At 39.0% G+C, this 19,017-nt stretch carries 13 protein-coding genes; 4 read left to right on the forward strand and 9 right to left on the reverse strand.

Features of this window, described 5'->3' with window-relative positions:
* Positions 1-48: 48 nt before the first annotated feature.
* Both HJP15_RS08970 and HJP15_RS08975 read left to right on the forward strand, forming a co-directional pair.
* On the forward strand, positions 49-747 hold the full coding sequence (locus HJP15_RS08970) for a CoA transferase subunit A (RefSeq protein ID WP_054203660.1): 699 nt from the start codon (positions 49-51) through the stop codon (positions 745-747).
* 12 nt (positions 748-759) lie between these two features.
* Positions 760-1,416: a 3-oxoacid CoA-transferase subunit B gene (locus HJP15_RS08975; RefSeq protein WP_054453488.1), complete on the forward strand. Its 657-nt coding sequence runs from the start codon at positions 760-762 to the stop codon at positions 1,414-1,416.
* A 132-nt stretch (positions 1,417-1,548) separates the two neighbouring features.
* Here the strand turns inward: HJP15_RS08975 and HJP15_RS08980 are convergent, their stop codons facing one another.
* From HJP15_RS08980 to HJP15_RS09015, 8 genes are all read right to left on the reverse strand, one after another.
* Positions 1,549-2,832, reverse strand: coding sequence for a M23 family metallopeptidase (locus HJP15_RS08980; RefSeq protein ID WP_170173566.1), 1,284 nt, complete (start codon positions 2,830-2,832; stop codon positions 1,549-1,551).
* 69 nt (positions 2,833-2,901) lie between these two features.
* Positions 2,902-4,308 (reverse strand): M23/M56 family metallopeptidase, encoded by a 1,407-nt coding sequence (locus HJP15_RS08985; protein ID WP_170173567.1) that lies wholly within the window; start codon positions 4,306-4,308, stop codon positions 2,902-2,904.
* Between the two features lie 4 nt (positions 4,309-4,312).
* Complete coding sequence (locus HJP15_RS08990) at positions 4,313-4,690, reverse strand: BlaI/MecI/CopY family transcriptional regulator (protein ID WP_054203656.1); 378 nt, start codon at positions 4,688-4,690, stop codon at positions 4,313-4,315.
* Positions 4,691-4,929: 239 nt separating this feature from the next.
* Positions 4,930-5,853 carry an alpha-E domain-containing protein gene (locus tag HJP15_RS08995; protein ID WP_170173568.1) on the reverse strand — a complete coding sequence of 308 codons (924 nt, stop codon included), beginning with the start codon at positions 5,851-5,853 and terminating at the stop codon, positions 4,930-4,932.
* A 1-nt stretch (position 5,854) separates the two neighbouring features.
* Entirely contained in the window at positions 5,855-7,309 is a 1,455-nt protein-coding gene (locus HJP15_RS09000) for a circularly permuted type 2 ATP-grasp protein (RefSeq protein ID WP_054453479.1), read from the reverse strand.
* 42 nt (positions 7,310-7,351) lie between these two features.
* Entirely contained in the window at positions 7,352-8,230 is an 879-nt protein-coding gene (locus tag HJP15_RS09005) for a transglutaminase family protein (protein WP_054453477.1), read from the reverse strand.
* Positions 8,227-10,743 carry a circularly permuted type 2 ATP-grasp protein gene (locus tag HJP15_RS09010; protein ID WP_170173569.1) on the reverse strand — a complete coding sequence of 839 codons (2,517 nt, stop codon included), beginning with the start codon at positions 10,741-10,743 and terminating at the stop codon, positions 8,227-8,229. The genes HJP15_RS09005 and HJP15_RS09010 overlap by 4 nt, the downstream gene beginning before the upstream one ends.
* Positions 10,744-10,844: 101 nt before the next feature.
* Entirely contained in the window at positions 10,845-14,156 is a 3,312-nt protein-coding gene (locus HJP15_RS09015) for a transglutaminase family protein (protein ID WP_169326366.1), read from the reverse strand.
* A gap of 610 nt (positions 14,157-14,766) precedes the next feature.
* Here HJP15_RS09015 and HJP15_RS09020 point away from each other — a divergent pair.
* Positions 14,767-15,567: an SHOCT domain-containing protein gene (locus tag HJP15_RS09020; RefSeq protein WP_170173570.1), complete on the forward strand. Its 801-nt coding sequence runs from the start codon at positions 14,767-14,769 to the stop codon at positions 15,565-15,567.
* A 65-nt stretch (positions 15,568-15,632) separates the two neighbouring features.
* Entirely contained in the window at positions 15,633-16,838 is a 1,206-nt protein-coding gene (locus HJP15_RS09025) for a zinc-binding metallopeptidase family protein (protein ID WP_170173571.1), read from the forward strand.
* A gap of 80 nt (positions 16,839-16,918) precedes the next feature.
* Here the strand turns inward: HJP15_RS09025 and HJP15_RS09030 are convergent, their stop codons facing one another.
* Positions 16,919-18,856 (reverse strand): HAMP domain-containing methyl-accepting chemotaxis protein, encoded by a 1,938-nt coding sequence (locus tag HJP15_RS09030; RefSeq protein ID WP_170173572.1) that lies wholly within the window; start codon positions 18,854-18,856, stop codon positions 16,919-16,921.
* Positions 18,857-19,017: the final 161 nt, after the last annotated feature.

Consider the following 19,017-nt stretch of genomic DNA (forward strand, 5'->3'; position numbering starts at 1 on the left):
TTTAACACGTTGATCAGCAGTCATATTAATAAAATGAGGAGTGGGCCCATGGCCGGTTTCGATAAAGTAGTTTCAAGTTATGAAGCTGCAATGGAAGGCTTAAAAGATGGCGATACTATTATCGCTGGTGGTTTTGGTTTATGCGGGATCCCTGAAGGGCTAATTAGCGAAATCAAACGTAAAAAAACCACCGACTTGACCGTTGTGTCTAATAACTGTGGTGTAGACGATTTTGGTTTAGGCTTATTATTGCATGACAAACAAATTAAAAAAATTATTGCTTCCTACGTGGGTGAAAACGCCCTATTCGAACAACAATTATTAAGCGGTGAAATAGACGTAGAACTAACACCTCAAGGCACACTTGCAGAAAAAATGCGTGCTGGCGGTGCTGGTATCCCCGCGTTTTATACAGCCACTGGTTATGGTACGCCTGTAGCCGAAGGCAAAGACGTTAAAGAATTTAATGGCCGTCCTTATATACTAGAAGAATCAATTACCGGTGAATTTGCTATTGTTAAAGCATGGAAAGCAGACCGCTATGGTAATTTAGTATTTCGCCACACTGCCATGAATTTTAACCCAATGGCCGCAACAGCGGGTAAAATAACCGTCGCTGAGGTTGAAGAAATTGTTGAACCAGGTGAACTTGAGCCAAGCCAAATTCATACCCCTGGTATTTTTGTTAATCGCGTGATCAAAGGCAGCTTTGAAAAACGCATTGAACGTGTCACCACTCGCGATTAAGGAGCAATAATCATGGCATTATCACGTGAACAAGTCGCAATGCGCGTTGCACAAGAACTACAAGACGGTTATTACGTCAATCTCGGTATTGGTATTCCTACTTTGGTAGCTAACTATGTACCAGATCATATTGAAGTGATGTTACAGTCTGAAAATGGCTTACTCGGCATGGGTCAATACCCAACAAAAGCAGAACTTGACGCAGATATGATCAACGCGGGTAAAGAAACCGTGACAGCAGCCAAAGGTGCGGCCATATTTAATAGTGCAGATAGTTTTGCAATGATCCGTGGTGGTCATGTAGACTTAACAGTCTTAGGTGCATTTGAAGTTGACCAGAACGGCAGCATAGCATCGTGGATGATCCCAAAAAAGCTGATTAAAGGCATGGGCGGCGCGATGGACCTTGTCGCTGGTGCAAAAAATATTATCGTTACTATGACTCATGCAAGTAAGCATGGAGATTCAAAACTTTTAGAAAGTTGCTCATTACCTTTAACTGGCGTTAATTGTGTAAAGAAAATAGTAACAGATTTAGCCGTACTTGAAGTTAGAGACGGCGCTTTTCATCTGCTAGAACGCGCACCTGGCGTATCTGTCGATGAAATAATTAGTAAAACAGCAGGTAAATTACTTGTTGATGGTGAAATCCCAGAGATGGTTTTTTAAACTAACTCTTAATTTCACTCTGTACCGACCTCATTCCCAGTGCCAATGGCGCTGAGTTACCCAAAATCCCTCGCAAGAGGGATTTTTTTTGCCTATTAATTTTTACAAGTTCGTAATGCTTAATACTAACGACTATTCACTGATATGATTCTCATATTTATCTGCCAAACGAGGGGGCGCTGACTGTTCATACAAGTCGATTAACTCATCAAGCGTTTTTTTAGTGGTAAGAAAAGCGGACAAATTTTTATCTTTTAGTGTTTCACCGCCACTGTCTTTAATGCGAAGTGGATCGATTGCACGCCCATGCTTATGTATTTCATAATGCAGATGCCTAGCTTGGCTGAGTCCGGTATTGCCTAAATAGCCGATTGTTTGCCCTTGCTTTACATGCACCCCCTTTTTAATTCCCTTTGCAAACCCGTTAAGGTGCGCATATAAAGTCAGATAACCCCTTGCATGTTTTATTTTTACTACGTTACCAAAAGATCCTTCTCGGCCAGCTTTGGTGATTACACCTTTCCCTGCAGCAAAGATAGGTGTCCCAACCGGAGCTCCAAAATCAATGCCCTTGTGAATACGTGTATAACCTAATACAGGGTGCTTTCGTTTACCAAAGTAAGATGATAATCGCGCTCCATCTAAGGGGGTTTTCATTAAAAAACTACCCATTTTACGCCCAGCGTCATTATAAAAATCATTGTTACCTTGTTTATCAGCAAAGGCGTATAAACGAGAGATTTTATTACCTAATACTAATTTTGTGAATTCAATACTTGCAAGTTTCGTTATCGCTGGATTTTCCACTAAAGCGTGTTGTTTATAAATAACAGCGAATTGGTCGCCCCTGCGCAGCTCACGTTGAAAATCGACCGTATACGAATACAGAAGTAGAAACTGCTGGATCACATTCACCGGTATATTATTTTCTAAGGCACTTTTATATAAGCTCGTTTCAACACGTGCAGTAACATAAATGGTGGCAGTTGTGGTTGCCAACTTTTGGGTTGTAACTTGCCAGTTTACAGCTTGCTTTTCTATCACAATACGCTTTGCAAACGCAGCAAAAAAAGTCACTTTTTGTAGAAGCCCTTGCTCAAGATACACGGTAAATTGTTCACCTGCGCGTAATTCATTGGCTGGATAGACTGGCTCTAGTTGCTCTGCTATTTGCCAAATTTCTTGCGCAGTTAAACCATAAGGCGTGAGTAAATGCGCCAATGTTTGCCCTTTGGCAAGCGCTATTGTCTGCATAGTTGTTTTAACGAGCAATTTTTCTCGATTGTTATTCACGTTGTAATTATTCACTGATTTATCGCTGTGTACTGTGCAGCAACTCTTCTCAGGTACGCGATTAATAATGGGATCAGTACAGGCACACAAAAGTACCAAGCATATAAAAATAAAGCTTTTCATAATTCTCTCTATTAAATTTTGGGCGCAGTGATCCCCAGGGCATGCCCTGAGGTAATCATTATTAAAGCGCTACAGGTTTAAATATAAATTGGGATTGAGACGTTGATTATTTTCTAATAGCTCAAAATGTAGATGAGGCCCCGTTGTGCGCCCTGTTTGCCCTACCTTGCCAATTACATCGCCTGATTTAACCATCTGGCCGGTTTTAACATTAAGGGCACTTAAATGCGCATACAGAGATTGTTTACGATCATTGTGCTCAATTAGAATCACAGTGCCGTAATTTTTGTGCAGACTCGTATTATCAGCAATAATCACTTTGCCACTAAAGCTTGCAATAATATTTGTACCTGTGGGCGCAGCAAAATCAATGCCTTGATGGGGTTTATCGCCACGAAAACTATTTACATCATCAAAATCAGAGCTGATCCAACCTGTCATTACAGGGTTAAACCCTTTCTCTTCATTGACAGTCATATTTGGCGATTGTGCAAACACCATAAAACCTGACGATATAACGCAAAAGCACAGCAGGATAAATACATTCTGTATTTTAAATCTAAATCGGGGTTGATCCAACATGGCAGCTCGGATCCGTTGTTCAAATTCGGCTTTACTCCCTAGAGGATCGCCAAAGAAAGAGCTGCTGGCTTGTGGGATAATCGCTTTGTTTAACCTTAAGCTAACCAATAATGTTTTCGCATAATCCATTTTATGATCTGGATTTTTTGCCAATACAGCTGCGTCACAGTTTAATTCCATGGCCATTAAAAACCGTCGTTCAAACCATTTTATAAAAGGGTTAAACCAAAAAACACAACAGATAAGCCGAAACAATAGTACAGTGCGATTGTCATTACGATGTATGTGCATTAGTTCATGCTCTAACAAGAGTTGCTGCTGCACAGGTGACATTTTCTCAATTGTATTGGGTAATACAAGTACATGGGAAAACAAGCCAAATACAAATGGTGAATGGTTTATTTCACTTACTTTGATATTTATATGCTTTTTCATAATAAAAGCTTGTTGGTTAATTGAAAAAATACTGAGATTGGTAATATTTTTAGCATTATTTATCACGCGTTTTATTGCAACCACTCCTGTAATAAAAGTGTAAAAACCGTATAAAAATGAACATAATAAAATACCAAATACACAGTAAACACTATTAACAAACACATTGTTGTGTATCTCTACTGCATCAAAATTAGCATGTGTTCCTACTAACATGGGCGATGCACCTTCAATACTTTGCAGCAGTGCCACAGGTATAACCGTATCAATTGCTAATATTGACAACGGCAGTATAGGCAGTAATGAAAGTCCCGCGAGTAACAGCCAAAACCTTGACCACTCGAAAACACTTTTGGCATGTTTTTTTACCAATACACTTAACCCTGCTAACACCGCACTGCTTATAAAGCACACCAGTAATGGGATTATAAAGGTGCTTAGCAACCCATAAACACTCATTCGTTTATTCTCCCTTTACTGGCTGCTGTAAATCGTTTAGCAATTTTTCTAAATCATCAATCTCGGTGTTACTTATCAATTTACTGTCGGCAAACATCGCTATAGGAAGCGGTCCATCGAGCTCAAGTACACGTGTGGCGAAATCTTTTGTAATACGTGCTAACGTCGTCATTTTATCGAGCTTTGCAAAGTAGATTCGCTTATTTCCTTGTGCTTCACTGTAGATGAATTTTTTTTCACCCATTCGCTCTAAGGTTTTTCGAGTTGATGAGTAACTCCAATCATAAAGTGGTGCAATATGATCATGAAGTTCTCTGGCGGTACGTGGTTGCTTGTACCAAAGTTGCTTTAAAATTTCTAATTCTGGCGCTGTTGGTTGCATAAATCACCTATAAATTCACAATTCCAATTATACTGCGACATAAGTCACACAAAGGCAAGTAAGAACTGCGACAATTGTCACATTAAATATGACAAACAGATAACGCGTTATCATTTTGGGATTTATAGTGCTGATGAGTCGAGGTGTTTAAAAATCTATTTAACCTGAGCTAGAGCATTAACTTCTCTTTAGTTCAGGTTAAATAGCCTTGAAATTTGCGCAGTTCCCTTAAGTAGTCACTACTTTAAAAAATATGTCTCTGCTAAGCCATTATGGATATCGGCTAAGTTAATTTGTATTTCATCAATAAAATCGTGGAGTAAGCCATTTTTTAACGCACGTACATCGTCGCTGGCCAGTTCGCCTGTTGCTTTATCAATTGATTTAATAATATCAGCTGAATTAGGTAGCTGTTGAATTAACGTTTTTAATTCATTCATACAAAATAAAATTGATCGCGGAAACACTTTGCTTAGCATGACAAATTCAATAACATCTGAACGTTGTACTCGAACACTCATTTCTTGGCGGTACATTTGGTATGCGCTGAGTGAGCGCAATAGGCTGATCCATTGAATATTTTCGTACGGTTTTACTTCTTCTTCATTTGTTATAAGCGTCGCCGAGCGAATATCCAATATTCTGGAAGTCATATCTGCACGCTCTATCAGTGAACCAAATCGTATAAAAATATAACCCTGATCATGGTTAATCGTCGCATCCAATGCACCAAATATTTGGTGGGCAGCCTCAATGATCTCTTTTAAGTAATTAAAACGACCACGCTTTGTTAAGCCTTCGTTTTGATTATCTTTGACATAGTAGTACAGTGAATTTATCGCTTCCCATACATCTCTTGGCATTACATCTCGAATAGTACGAGCACTTTCTCGTGCCGAACTGATAGAGTTAAGAATTGATGAACTATTGTCACGTCCCACTAGCAAATACTTTAAAGCATGTTGATCAGAAAAATCAGTATGGTTTTCTTGATAGTTTTTACGTACACCAATAATATCGATAAGCGGTTGCCAACCAGTGCAAACACCTTTGGGTAAGTCCATCATTAGTAAATTATTAACATTGATAAGACGGGCAATATTTTCTGCACGTTCAATGTAACGAGATACCCAGTATAAAGTTTCACCTACTCTTGATAACATATTATTTAGCCTCTTCGTCAACAATCCACGTGTCTTTACTGCCACCACCTTGTGATGAATTCACCACGAGCGATCCCTTAACCATTGCAACTCGCGTTAAACCACCCGTTGTAACTTGAGTGTCTTTTCCTGATGATAAAATAAACGGTCTTAAATCTACATGTCGACCATCTGGTTGATTATCATCAAATGTCGGAACCGTTGATAAATCTAATGTTGGTTGTGCGACCCAGTTGCGAGGATCTGCTTTGATTTGCGCGATGCACGCTTCTTGCTCTTGCTTGGTTGATTTGGGACCAATCAACAATCCGTAGCCACCTGATTCATTGGCAGGTTTTACAACAAGTTTGTCTATATTTTTAATAACATGATCACACTCTTTAGGATCAAGGCATTTAAATGTAGGTACATTAGCAATTTTAGCCTCTTCTCCTAAGTAATATTTAATCATCTCAGGAACATAGGCATAAACAACCTTATCATCAGCAACACCTGCACCTGGCGCATTAACTAAAGCCACATTGCCTTTAGACCAGGCACGCATTAAGCCAGCAACGCCGAGTTGAGACTCTGGTAAAAAGGCTTCTGGGTCTAAAAACAAGTCATCTATACGGCGATAAATTACATCTACTCGTTGAAGTCCTGTTATTGTTCTCATATATACACAGTCGTCTTTTTCAACAACGAGATCGCGCCCTTCAACTAATTCACACCCCATCTCTTGGGCAAGGTAACAATGCTCAAAGTAAGCCGAATTAAACACCCCCGGGGTTAATACAACTACCTCCGGTTTATCATCTGGGCGAGGAGACATGGCAGCTAACATATCAAATAACTGAGAAGGGTAATCATCTACAGGTAAAATAGACACTTCTTCAAATAGCTCAGGAAATACGCGCTTCATAACAGAGCGATTTTCCAGCATATAAGAAACCCCAGACGGAACACGCAGGTTATCCTCCAATACATACATGGTGCCATTGCCGTCACGTACTAGATCTGAGCCACAAATATGCGCCCATATTTTATTTGGCGGATTAATACCAACACATTGCTTACGAAAATTCACCGATTTTTCTAATAAACCTTTGGGGAAAATACCGTCTTTTATTATTTTTTGATCGTGGTATAAATCATCTATAAATAGATTAAGTGCTTCAACACGCTGCTTTAAACCAGTCTCAACACTTTGCCATTCTTTTTTGCCAATAGTACGAGGAATGATATCAAACGGCCATGCTCTATCGATCATGTTACCTTCATTGTAAACAGTGAAAGTAATGCCCATTTCTTTGATGGCTAAATCAGCAACTGCTCTGGCTTTGACCAGCTCTTCCGCCGATAAACTCGAGAAGAATTGCGCTAATTGTTTTCCGTGTGTTCTGATATTTCCTTTGGCATCAATTAATTCATCAAAAAAACCATTTGTTTGGTACTCTTTCCAATCAATTTTCATACACTACTCACCTTATCCATCATTACTATGACGTTATTTAATTTATTCTAATCGAATCATATCCACAGCTACGTCCAGCAGCTGACTACCGCCGCCAAACACGACTCCTTTGAGAGGAGTCACATCAGAAAAATCTCGCCCTACAGCGAGCGTAATATGCTGATCGCATGGCAATACATTGTTAGTAGGATCAAAATCAACCCAGCCAATATTTGGGATAAACACGCCAAACCAAGCATGAGTCGCATCTGCTCCCTCTAATTTCACTTCTCCCTCTGGCGGCATCGTTTCAATATACCCACTGACGTACCTTCCAGCTAAACCAATACTGCGCAAGCACGCAATTGCAAAGTGCGCAAAGTCTTGGCAAACGCCTCTTTTTTGTGAAAAAACAACACTCAACGGGGTGCTAATAGTTGTAAAACCAGGATCATAATGAAACTCATGAAAAATCCTTGCCATCAAATCTTTACATGCGGCAATAATTGTTACTTCAGGCTTAAACGAGATTAATGCATAGTCTTTTATGCCATCATCAATAGGAATAAGCCCTGAGGGTAATACAAACTCAGAGGTTTTTAACAGCTCAGTAGTATTTGGCTTAGCCAATAAATTACGTACATCTTGCCATGGGACGTCTACTCGTTTTAAATTGTCGTTCGCATCGATTAACAACTCAACCTCACTAATCATAGTTACTTTGAGTTTTTTATGCTGTATTGCTATTTCAAATGCGGTTACTTGGTTATTAAAGTAATCACTAAATGATCGTATGTAATTGGGTGTTGGTTCAATTTCAATACGACTACTGTGGCATATTTGCCCACGGTTTGTTTTTGGTGTTAATCGGGCTTGGTTTTGACATAAACTGACATAGTCAGCATAGTTATAGGTTGTTGAATGTTTTATTTTATATTTCACGATTGAGCTTGCTCAATATTAGTCCAGTTTAATTTGTTTGCGGTCTGAGTATGTGAAAAATATTGCAGTAACAACACATCGCAAAACGTTTCTAAATTCATCCGCGTGTTATGATTAAATTCTATTAATTGCTTACGCAACCCACCATCACTTTTTTGTAAGTAATCTTTTTCAGTTACATAACAACTTGTTTTAGATAATAATATAGCTTTTTCATGTGCCGCAATTACTCCTTGACGTCGCTTATTAGGTAAATGAATACACAGCTGATGAATTTGCTCTAATTGAAATAATATTGAACGCGGATACTCTGCATCTAAAAGTAATAACTCCAACCCAGTACCAATGGTTTGATACACTCTATAACGACGCTTATGCGTAATTAAACTCACTTGGCAGCTTAGCGCAACTTCAAGCAAACCGAGTTCTTCTGGCTCTTCTAATTCTTGAGTTAACAAAGCTGCACTTAACGATGTTATTTGCATGCTTCGTTCAACTCGTCGCCCCATTTCTAATAAAAACCAGCCATTACTATTTGGCATACAATCGGTGATAGAACCATTAAACGCCATAATCGTACCAATAACGTTGTCTAAGCTACTTTGCATAGCGCGAGTTGGCACGTTGAGGTTAATATTCTTAAATATTTTAATTTGATCATTAATGCTGTCTATAATTCGCCGACTATCATGAGATAATAGCTCTTGTATTTGTACAGATGCATTGGCGATATACTTGAGTGTATTAACAATACTGCCTGCGCATTGCTCATCTGCTAACAGTTTGAATGCGGCTTCTTTGGAAAAGCTAACATCAGGTAGCTCACGTGTTAAATCAGGTTCAATATACGGATACACGATATATTGCAGATTAATCGCATTCAAAAGTCTCGCTACAATATTTTGCCTTATTAAATCGGGATAAATAGAAAGCTCAGTGTATTTATCGATAAAAATACGTAAAATACGAATGGTATTTTCACATCGCTCTAAGTACCGGCCTAGCCAGAATAGATGCTCTGCCGTACGACTTGAGACCACGCCTTCTAATAAAGTGACGTCCATTCTTTTTCTGATCGGGGCAATATTATGCTCACTGGCCTCAATGCGATCGGCGGTATTTATCCACGTATCTTTTATCCAACCTGAGAGGTGTGGATCACTGCTTGTTTCGTTAGAAAAACATAATGCTGAGGGTAAAACCTCTATGCCATTTTCTGTTGTTAATGCATAACAGCGAAATACAACCGGTCTAGCCACTAGCTGACCATCATGCCAAAATGGCGCACTGCTAAACGATGGTTTTTCTTGGAAAAAATAATTATCAGGATCATTACTAATAAGTAATTTAATTTCCTGCTCATCAAGCACCCCGTCTAACTTTAGTTTCGGGTTTAAATGACACAACAGTTCAAGATTATCCCATGATAATTTTTTAGCCTCTAAGACACTATAGTAATTAGGCTCTCCAAGTAACAATGGCTGCTTTAGAAGGTGCTGTGATAAATCTGCTAGATGACTCTTGATAGAAGAAGACGATAATACGCCGCTACCAAAAGGATTTAATACCTTAACCGATCCTTCTCGTACTGCCTGTAGTAAACCAGGAATACCATGCAGTGAATATTCTGTTTGCTCTAATGAGTCAATACTACGGTCTGTAACCCAACGCAAAATAACATTTACTTTCCCCAGCCCTTGCAACGACTTTAAACACACTTCCCCACCACGCACAGTAAGATCGGCGCTTTGTACTAATGTGTAGCCAAAATAAGTAGAGAGAAAAGCGTGTTCATTGTAGTTAGGATCGTCGATCCCTTGTGTAAGAATGACGATCCGTGGGTCATCCATATAATGGGTATATTCATCAATCCCTTCTTGAAATAGATTTAAAAACTCTTTGATTTGCTGAACGTTGCAATCGGCAAACTCTTCGGCCATTACACGTCTTGCGATAATACGATTTTTAAGTAGCAAGCCTAAACCTAATGGGCACTGACAATGATCGGCAAGTACTTTAAATTCACCCGCGGATGTTCGGTAAACATCAAGCGCCGTAAAGAAAAGAGATAACTCATTACTTGGTAAACTAAAACCTTCACGTAAATAATTTGGATCCTGAAATAATTGCTGTGCTGGAATATGCCCATCAACGAGAAGTGTTTGATCGCCGTAGATATCTTGCTGTATTAGATTTAATAAACGGGTTCGTTGTTTAATGCCTTCTTCAAGTATTGCCCAATCCGATTTTGATAACATAAAAGGCAATGGGTCAAAATGCCATTGCTTATTACTTTCGTTTTTTATATTACCATTTTGAAGTAGCTGCCTAATTTCAATGGCACGACTATTTACATCATCCGCTGTTAAACTTGCTAAGCGGTTAAACAAGGTATCCCAATGCGCTGGGTTTGAGCCACTGTGATTTGCAAGTTCATCATGAACATGTGTTTTATTAAGATATAAAGATAACCAGCTAGGCAACTCTGGCATCGTATTTGTATTTATATACAAGCTGAACGTGCTCCAATTTATAGTAATTAGCCAACATCAATGCGCCGTTTTACAATGTGAAATACACAGTAAAACGGCATATTCCCAACAACTATCTATGCTTATTTAAAGCTTGGCTGCCTGCGTAAGTCTAATGTATTTGGATAATCCGAATTCATACTTTCCTCATCTGGTACTACGTATTCATTCACATTTTGCACAGCTTGAAAGCTATGTGTAACCGCAGAAGGACTCCAGCTAGGCTCTGTAGATGCCAATAACGATGGTGTATGACCATGCTCCCAAAACCTGGCAACGCGGCGCCCTTCAGCCTCAAATGCGTTAACCGGAAGCGTTTCAGGGTTACGACCACCAGCATGACTTACATGGTATACAAAACCGCCAACAGAACGTCCTTCCCATGTATCAATCAGATCAAATACCAAGGGTGCATGAACACCTATTGTAGGGTGAAGAGCTGTGGGTGGCTGCCATGCTCTATATCGGATCCCAGCGACCATTTCATCTTTTGCTTTTCCTTTTACGGGTCGCAATGGCACTCTTCGGCCGTTACAACTGACGATATAGCGGTCACTCATTGTCCCTTGTACTTTTATTTGTACTCGCTCAAGTGAGGAATCAACATAGCGTGCTGTACCCGAGGCACTCGCCTCTTCACCCAGTACATGCCAAGGTTCGATAGCTGTTCGTAATTCGAGTGTGACGTTATCAAGCTCACGCGTACCACAAACAGGGAACCTAAACTCGAAAAATGGGTTAAGCCAACTTAATTGAAATTGAAAACCAGCTTGTTGTAGATCACGACTAACTTCTGCTAAATCGTTCTCAACATATTGTGGTAATAAAAATTTATCGTGTAATTCTGTACCCCAACGAATTAATGGCTTGTGATAAGGCTTTTTCCAAAACCATGCAAGCAAAGTTCGTAGCAATAGCATTTGTACTAGGCTCATTTGTGAATGCGGTGGCATTTCAAAGCCCCTAAACTCAACAATACCTAAACGCCCAGTTGCTGAGTCAGGTGAATATAATTTATCAATACAAAATTCTGCACGATGTGTATTACCCGTTAGGTCGACTAATAAATTACGAAGTAATCTATCGACTAGCCAAGGTTCTGGCACTTCCCCTTCTGGCATATGAGAAAAAGCAATTTCAAGCTCATAAAGTACTTCATCTCTGGCTTCATCCACGCGAGGTGCTTGGCTTGTAGGCCCAATAAATAAACCTGAAAATAGATACGATAAACCAGGGTGATGCTGCCAATAGGTAATAAAGCTTCTTAAAATATCAGGCCGACGTAAGAACGGACTTTGTTCAGGCGTTTCACCACCGAGAGTGACATGGTTACCGCCACCGGTTCCGGTATGACGACCATCCGCCATAAATTTGTCTGTTCCTAACCGGCATTCTTTTGCTAAGCCGTATAAGGTGGTTGTGCGGTCAACTAATTGATCCCACGATGTAGATGGATGAATATTAACCTCAATAACACCGGGGTCTGGCGTTACCGCATATTTCTCAACACGACTATCTTTAGGTGGGCTATAACCCTCTATGACTAAAGGCATTTTCAATTTTTTAGCAACAGCTTCTATACTGTTTAATAGTCCCATATAATGTTCAAAATGACTTGTTGGCGGCATGAACAGGTATAATCGCCCCTCTCTTACTTCCATAACAAGCGCAGTTTTTACCATTTCTTGACCAATAAATCCCTTTTTAAGCTTTTTAGGCTTGCTAAAGGTGTCTGGTATATCAAATGGGTCGCGATCAATTATATTGCCACTCCAATCAAGGCTATCTAAAGGTAGACGGTAGCCTAGCGGTGATTCACCCGGTAATAAAAAGCAGTGACCACGCTTAAATTCCCATGTACAAGATTGCCAACAATTTTTACTGTCATTCCACTTCAAAGGAAGCACATACCCGACAGGCTTTTCAATGCCTTTATCCATTTTTGCTAAAAAGCCTTTTCGGCTCATAGCATTAAGTAACTCAGGTTGATCAGGTTTTATCTCTGTTGGTAGAGAAGCCTCTTGCCACATATGATACAAAATATCTTCATAGGCCGTGGTGAGTGCTTTATTATCTAATCCCAGTGATTCACATAATGTGTCGGCGAATTTTTTGGTATCTGTATGATCGTATTTATAGTCTTTATTAGGATCCGCTAATAATGTTGCATCTTGCCAGAGTGGCTCACCATCTTTGCGCCAATAACACGCATACTGCCAACGCGGTAAAGGTTCACCTGGATACCATTTTCCTTGTCCATAATGCGTAAAGCCGCCTTTTGTGTAAACCTTGTTCATTTCTACAAATAGGTTTTGCGCAAGGACACGCTTTTCTTTGCCATCTGCGTCTGTGTTCCACTGGGGATGCTCCATATCATCGATAGAAATAAATGTCGGCTCGCCCCCCATAGTAAGATGTATGTCTTCTTCTTGGTAAACATTATCAACATGCTGACCTAAGCGATTAATTGCAGCCCATTGCGCCTCAGAATATGGTTTAGTTACTCGAGGGTCTTCATGAACACGCGTTACTTTGTTGTAGAAACTAAATTCTGATTTACAATCGTCAATGCCGCCAGTAACTGGGGCAGCTGAGCTTGGCTCAGGCGTGCAAGCAAGCGGTATGTGTCCTTCACCTGCAAACAAGCCTGATGTAGGATCAAGTCCTATCCAACCCGCCCCCGGAATATACACTTCAGTCCAGGCATGTAAATCTGTAAAATCTTCTTCGGGACCACTTGGCCCATCTAATGATTTTTGATCTGAAGTTAATTGCACTAAGTATCCCGATACAAACCGAGACGCGAGCCCTAGGTGACGAAACAATTGCACAAGTAACCATGCAGAATCACGGCATGAACCAGTTTGTTTAGTGATTGTTTCATTTGCTGTTTGTACGCCGGGCTCTAAACGAATGCCGTAACCGACTAAATTATATATAGCCTGATTAATGGCCACTAGATAATCAACGCTTCTTAACGGTTCTTTAGGCTGCAAAGAGTTAATTAATTCTAAAAATTTTGGGCTGGCTTTACGTTTTTTAAGATAGGGAGCCAATTCAGATTTTGAAACCGCATCATATACAAATGGGAACTCTTCTGCGTAATCTTCCAAAAAGAAATCAAATGGATTAATTACAGTCATTTCAGCGACTAAATCAACTGTAAAACTGAATTCTGTGGTCGGTTTATTAAACACAACTCTTGCTTGGTAGTTTCCAAAAGGATCTTGCTGCCAATTTATGTAGTGATCTTCTGGTACTATTTTTATTGAATAACTTTTAATTTTAGTTCGGCTATGAGGCGCCGGGCGAAGGCGAAATATATGCGGTCCCATATTGACTGACCGATCGTATTTGTACTGAGTATGGTGCGAAATACCAACTGTAATCGTCATCTATTAATCCCTTTTATAATGTATAGTCATAACATAGCGCATATAAATATGACTTGGCCTAATTTCATTCAGTAATTCTTGTATAAGTACACTTACCAGTTTTGTACTTTATATACATAGCCACTTAAAAACACAGACTATGCAATTATCATTTTGGCCTAATTAATAGGAAGACACGTTAATTAAATATATTTGTAATTTTTTTGATATTGCAATTATCATTTTCAATCGTAAGGTCCGCACACTAACGGAGAGTTATTAATTTAAAATCAGCAACTTAATCGATTTTATAGATAACTCAGCAATAAAAAATGAAACACTTCAACTGCTATTCGAGCAAAATAGGCATGACTAATCATTGCATATCTATCTATAATAAAACTAAAAAAATAGTTCATAATAAAGCTGCGAGTAAATTCTATAACAATGTTATAGTGGATCGATTTTTAATCACTTACGTTACATCAAAGTTAACAAGCCCAGTAAAATAAAACAAGCTGTTTTATTTTCAAGGTGTTAGTTTTGTTATCACCCACGCCTAGGCTAAAGCGTGCATTACCATTTCTATTCATATTTAAAACAAACCAATTTACCAATAGGATATTTTCGTATGCAACAGCTAACAGATGTCGGTCATAATTTAGTTAACGGTATCGCCTCTCGTTATGGCCTTAGCCAAAATGCGGTACTTCACATGCTTATTGCAGTGAATAATGGTGGAGGATCAATGGCACAATTTAATAGTCCTGAACTCGGTGGCTCTGGCCAATGGATGCGCGGTGGGATGACAATGGTTGGCGATATGTTTAATTATGGCCTCAAATCAACTGTCGATAACTTGTGTAATGAACTTTCAAATGTTCTAAGTAGCAATCAAGTATTTCCAACTATTCCTGCAGGGACTCCTGGTAGTAATCAATGGTGGCCAGGTGATTTGGGTAGCCCATTTAGTAGCGGCGCGCAAAATAATATTCGCTACGCTATATTCCCTAACCGACTAGCCGTTGAACTCAATGGACTTGTGAGTGTATACGACACGCTAGATCACAATATTGGTGGCGTCAGTCAGCAACAAGGTAGCAATACATCGCTCACATTTAGTAGCCAGTGGGGAACCATTAATGTGGATACATTACCATTAATATCAGGGATACAGCCTAGCGCTGCTCAGCAGGACGTTGCTGCGCATTTTACACAACAACAAGCAGCGCAATCTACACAACAAGTAGTAGAGCAAAACTCTATACCTGCATCAGTAAATAATGTGGACGCTCCTGTGAATACACATCCGCAGTACTCAACAAACGAGACGTTACAAATTATAGAAAAACTTGCGCAATTACGTGACTCTAATGCACTGAGCGATGAAGAGTTTAATTCCAAAAAATCAGAGCTATTAAAAAGGCTCTAATAAATCAGGTATTAATACGCTATGAAGATAACCTCATAGCAGTTTATTTAATTTTGGTAAAAAATATGAAAACATTTAAATGTAATTGCAAAGAAGAGCTCATTTTATTTTTTGAAAGTAGTCACTGCTTAGCGTGCGGCAAAACAGTGGGAATTGATGATGAGTTTGAGCAAGTCGAGCCTTATGAGCTTGATGAAGCATCAGGGCTATTTTATAAATCTGAAAGCCCAGAAGTCCATTATAAAAAATGTGATAATAATGCCCAATTCAAAGTGTGTAACGGTATGGTGAATTTAAGTACATTTGTGCCTGTTTCAGATAAAGATGAAGTATTGTGTTTTGCGTGTCGCTTTAACGAAACGGTGCCCGATTTAAGTATTGTTGACCATATCCCCCTGTGGAAAAAAATGGAGACCGCGAAGCGCCGAGCCCTGTACACATTAAAGTCATTATCACTGCCACTTAACACTATAACTCAAGTTCCCGAGGGCGGATTAAGTTTTGATTTTATCACAGATCGAAATGTAAACGATCACTTTGTTAGCCCTATTGTAGGTCAAGAAACCGTGTTTACTGGGCATAACGATGGTCACATCACAATAAACTTAGCTGAAGCCGATGATGTAGCGCGATCACACACTAAAATGGCGATGGGCGAGCATTACCGTACATTACTTGGTCATTTTCGCCATGAACTTGGTCATTATTATTTTGATCAATTAATTATACATTGCCCAATCAAACATGCTTTGTGTAAACAGTACTTTGGTGATGATGAGTTAGATTATCAACAGGCACTTGATACACATTATAAACAAGGCGCACCTGCTAATTGGCATGAGAGTTTTATCAGTGAATATGCCACCATGCACCCATACGAAGATTGGGCTGAAACATGGGCGCATTACATGCATATTATCGATACATTAGAAACAGCAAAAAACTTCTCTATTACTGGCTCAACAACAGGCAATGAGTCTGATGTTGAAGATACCGACGAATTACAATTACCCCAAAACGCACGCTATTTTTATACTCAAACATCAATTGACACTATTTTAGATGCGTGGATGGAGTTTTCAGTTATTCTAAATTCATTAAATCGTAGTATGGGCCTCGCCGACGCCTATCCATTTGTATTAACTCAAGCGGTACGTACTAAGTTAGCTTTCATTCATCACGCCATTCATAATAGGCTAAATTTGATGCCAGACTTAAATGTAGAAGTAAAGACTAGTAGCGAAAACGAGATTTCAGCAGCAAAATCATGATTTAGTAACGCCTTAGTTTAAAAGGAAAAGCACACCTAAAAGGGTGTGCTTATTTCATAATTAATGAGTTTAATTTGGGTTTAGCTAATTTTAAACTCTTTCGCTATCATTTGTAGTGCATGCGCTAGTTCAGCCATTTTCTCACTCGCCATTGCCGCTTCAGTAGCACTTTGAGACGACGCATCTGATGACTCTGATATCCCAGTAATATTTTGATTGATATCCTCACAAACGGTTGACTGCTCTTCTACTGCAACAGCAACTTGGTTATTCATATCATTAATATCACTGATCATGGATAAAATACCATCTAGTTGTTGGCGTGTTTGCCCTGATAACTCAACGGTGCGATGTGCTTCATCACTGCTGGTAGACATACTACTTACAGCGGTATTTGTTCCTGCTTGTAGTGCTTCAATCATTGTTTGAATTTCGTTGGTTGATTCTTGCGTACGTTGGGCTAAATTTCGAACTTCATCAGCAACGACTGAGAAGCCCCTGCCTTGTTCACCCGCTCGCGCGGCTTCAATTGCGGCATTTAACGCTAGTAAGTTTGTTTGTTCAGAAATATTTCTAATAACCTCAACAACAGCGCCAATATCATGGCTGCTTTGTTCCAGTTTATTGATATCTTTCATGGCATTTTCAATTGTTTCTGCCAAACGGTTTATAGCACCTACCGTTGAATCAATAACTGTAAGGCCTGTCTCTGCAGCTTTTTTAGCTTCATTTGCAGAACTTGCTGAATTCGTTGATAGCTTAACAACCTCTTGGATGCTGTAAGCCATTTCATTAATTGCGGTTGCAATTTGTGACGTTCGCTCTCGTTGTTCATTAACGACATTGTTGGTATTTTGCGCAATTTGACTCGAAGTAATTGCCGCTTCGCTGATTGAGTCTCCATTAGTAACGATGCGTGAAATAACACTTTTCAAACTATTAGACATATAAATGATAGATTTAAATATACCTGTCGCATCTTCTTGGTGTTCGAATTTTTCTGTTAAGTCACCTTTAGCAATTCTCTCTGTAACAGCTGCTATTTCCTTAGGCTCTCCACCAATAGGTCTGCGGATCATTTTAGGTAATGTGACCGCGAATAATAAGCCTAAAAATAGCGCGGATATCGATACTATCTTAACGATATAAATCATCATTTCACTGTTCTTTTGTACCTTCGGGCCAAGTTCATCTTGCTCATTTTTAACTGATAACTTCACGCTTTCTAAATTATCAGCGATACTAGGGCCAATCTTATTTAGTTTGTTATTAATAATATCGTTACGCGTGATAATTGTTTGCTCTATATTTTTTAAGGCATTTAAATACTTTGCTAAATTTGTTTTTACATTCTCCAGACTTGAATCTGTATTAAGTGTTCCTTTAAGCAATTTATCTATGTAAGAACTTGTTTTAGCAAGCTCTTGCTCAGCCCGTTCGATATCAGAGTGTTTGTTTGAAACCAAAAATTTAGTTACATATAACCGACCAAGTAAAAGTGATTCTTGTACTTGTGAGAGCAAATGAGCATCTTCGTAGTCAGTATTCTTACTAATTTGATTAAATAAAGCTGAGATGCTAATGCGCATTGCTTTTCCTGCCGGGTCTAGCTCATCAAAAACTATTTTATTTCTATCTTTAAGTAACCCAACTACTTTTGCAAAATTTGATTTATATTCTTGAGTAAGATTCACTGATTCATCGATTAACCGTAGACGTCCAGGCTCACCAGATGCCGTTTTTATTTCTCTCAAAAACTGCTCTACAAGATCTAATCGGCGTGTATATTCTTTAAGGGTTTCAGGGTCGTCTTCTTTGATGTATTTTAAAACATTCAAACGTGTATAAAGTAGATTAGCTTGTAAACGCCCTGCTAAATTTGTTTCTATAGCAAGTTGCCTATAATCAACAAATCCTTGCTGGCTTTTTGTAAAACCATAAAGGCTAAACCCAGCCACTACAGCCAAAAGAACAAGTAAAAAAAAGAATGAACCACGCAGCTGAGAGGCTAATCTCATATTTTTTATATAAACAATCATAAAGGCCTAACGATTAAATAACACAGATATTTAAACTTTAGGCGTATTTTTGAAAAATTCCAATAGGAATTTTCCTATAGTGCATTACTAAAACTAAATATAACAATAAGTTATGATTTCAATCAAAAATAAATAGTATT

This window comes from Pseudoalteromonas sp. NEC-BIFX-2020_002 (assembly GCF_013002825.1).
GTDB classification, from domain to species: domain Bacteria; phylum Pseudomonadota; class Gammaproteobacteria; order Enterobacterales; family Alteromonadaceae; genus Pseudoalteromonas; species Pseudoalteromonas neustonica.

Excerpts from the sequence above, each read along its gene's own strand:
- HJP15_RS08970 (WP_054203660.1), top strand. The coding sequence starts at position 49 with ATGGCCGGTTTCGATAAAGTAGTTTCAAGTTATGAAGCTGCAATGGAA.
- HJP15_RS08980 (WP_170173566.1), bottom strand. The coding sequence starts at position 2,832 with ATGAAAAGCTTTATTTTTATATGCTTGGTACTTTTGTGTGCCTGTACT.
- HJP15_RS09025 (WP_170173571.1), top strand. The coding sequence starts at position 15,633 with ATGAAAACATTTAAATGTAATTGCAAAGAAGAGCTCATTTTATTTTTT.
- HJP15_RS09020 (WP_170173570.1), top strand. The coding sequence starts at position 14,767 with ATGCAACAGCTAACAGATGTCGGTCATAATTTAGTTAACGGTATCGCC.
- HJP15_RS09030 (WP_170173572.1), bottom strand. The coding sequence starts at position 18,856 with ATGAGATTAGCCTCTCAGCTGCGTGGTTCATTCTTTTTTTTACTTGTT.
- HJP15_RS08985 (WP_170173567.1), bottom strand. The coding sequence starts at position 4,308 with ATGAGTGTTTATGGGTTGCTAAGCACCTTTATAATCCCATTACTGGTG.
- HJP15_RS09015 (WP_169326366.1), bottom strand. The coding sequence starts at position 14,156 with ATGACGATTACAGTTGGTATTTCGCACCATACTCAGTACAAATACGAT.
- HJP15_RS08990 (WP_054203656.1), bottom strand. The coding sequence starts at position 4,690 with ATGCAACCAACAGCGCCAGAATTAGAAATTTTAAAGCAACTTTGGTAC.
- HJP15_RS08995 (WP_170173568.1), bottom strand. The coding sequence starts at position 5,853 with ATGTTATCAAGAGTAGGTGAAACTTTATACTGGGTATCTCGTTACATT.
- HJP15_RS09000 (WP_054453479.1), bottom strand. The coding sequence starts at position 7,309 with ATGAAAATTGATTGGAAAGAGTACCAAACAAATGGTTTTTTTGATGAA.
- HJP15_RS08975 (WP_054453488.1), top strand. The coding sequence starts at position 760 with ATGGCATTATCACGTGAACAAGTCGCAATGCGCGTTGCACAAGAACTA.